Genomic DNA, 1531 nt, shown 5'->3' with positions numbered 1-1531 from the left:
CATCACTAATACAAATACATGAAAATTCATGCGAATGTGATATAGAAATATGTTTACCATCACTTAAATGAGGCTTTCCAGCTTCATCATATGTTAAATCATAATCCGTATAGTCTAACTTTTGTAACAACATTCGAACCGCTAAAAATCCTTTTTGATGTTCCTCTGACTTCATTCCTTCTAAGCGAAATAACGAAGTATCCTTGAGCAAAACTGCTCTAAATAACGAGGTTACATCTTCGGTAATATGCCAAAAGTATGCAGATGTGGTTGCGTTAATTGCTATAGATTTATAAAACGGCATCGATATTTAATTGTGATTCAAATGATTAGCAAAATAAACAATTCACAAATTTTAAAACATTATTTAGAAAATAGAAACTTATGTTGTAACTTTGCACCCTCAAATTTAAAAATAAATTAATAAATATAATGAGTACAAAAACAATTCCATATGTACCATACAAAGTTAAAGATATTTCTTTAGCAGCATGGGGAAGAAAAGAAATTCAATTAGCAGAAGCTGAAATGCCAGGTTTAATGGCTTTAAGAGCAGAATATGGTGCAAGCCAACCTTTAAAAGGAGCTCGTATTGCTGGATGTTTACATATGACCATTCAAACAGCGGTGTTAATTGAAACATTAGTTGCTTTAGGTGCTGATGTTACTTGGTCTTCATGTAACATTTTCTCAACTCAAGATCATGCTGCTGCTGCTATTGCTGCTGCTGGAATTCCAGTGTATGCGTGGAAAGGAATGAATGAAGAAGAATTTGATTGGTGTATTGAGCAAACGTTATTCTTCGGTGAAGAGCGTCAACCATTAAACATGATTTTAGATGATGGTGGTGATCTAACTAATATGGTTTTCGATAGATATACTGAATTAGTTGAAGGAATCAAAGGTTTATCAGAAGAAACTACAACTGGAGTTCATCGTTTATACGAAAGAATGAAAGCGGGAACTTTATATATGCCAGCTATTAACGTTAACGACTCAGTAACTAAATCTAAATTTGATAACAAATACGGATGTAAAGAATCTGCTGTAGATGCAGTTCGTAGAGCTACTGACGTGATGTTAGCAGGAAAAAGAGTAGTTGTTTGTGGATACGGAGACGTAGGAAAAGGAACTGCAGCTTCTTTCCGTGGAGCTGGTTCTATTGTAACAGTTACTGAAATTGATCCAATTTGTGCTTTACAAGCAGCTATGGACGGTTTCGAAGTTAAAAAATTAGACACTGTTATCGCTAATGCTGATATCATAATCACTACAACTGGAAACAAAGACATCGTAGTAGGTCGTCATTTCGAAGCTATGAAAGATAAAACGATTGTTTGTAACATCGGACACTTTGATAACGAAATTGATATGGCTTGGTTAAACAAAAACTTCGGAGCTACTAAAAACGAAGTTAAACCACAAGTTGATATTTACAACGTAAACGGTAAAGAAATTATCATCTTAGCTGAAGGTCGTTTAGTAAACTTAGGTTGTGCTACAGGTCACCCAAGTTTTGTAATGAGTAATT

At 34.4% G+C, this 1531-nt stretch carries 1 protein-coding gene and 1 pseudogene; one reads left to right on the top strand and one right to left on the bottom strand.

Going from position 1 to position 1531, the window contains the following annotated elements:
* Positions 1-304 (bottom strand): annotated as a pseudogene (locus tag Q0075_RS12300) (4-phosphopantetheinyl transferase); the annotation flags it as partial.
* Between the two features lie 128 nt (positions 305-432).
* On the opposite strand from Q0075_RS12300, the gene ahcY reads away from it, so the two are divergent.
* Positions 433-1531 (top strand): adenosylhomocysteinase (gene ahcY, locus Q0075_RS12295; RefSeq protein ID WP_297869765.1); only part of this gene is annotated, 1099 nt, incomplete at its 3' end.

It is taken from the genome of uncultured Flavobacterium sp. (genome assembly GCF_937967675.1).
Taxonomy (GTDB): domain Bacteria; phylum Bacteroidota; class Bacteroidia; order Flavobacteriales; family Flavobacteriaceae; genus Flavobacterium.
This window is presented reverse-complemented; position numbering and strand designations above follow the sequence as displayed.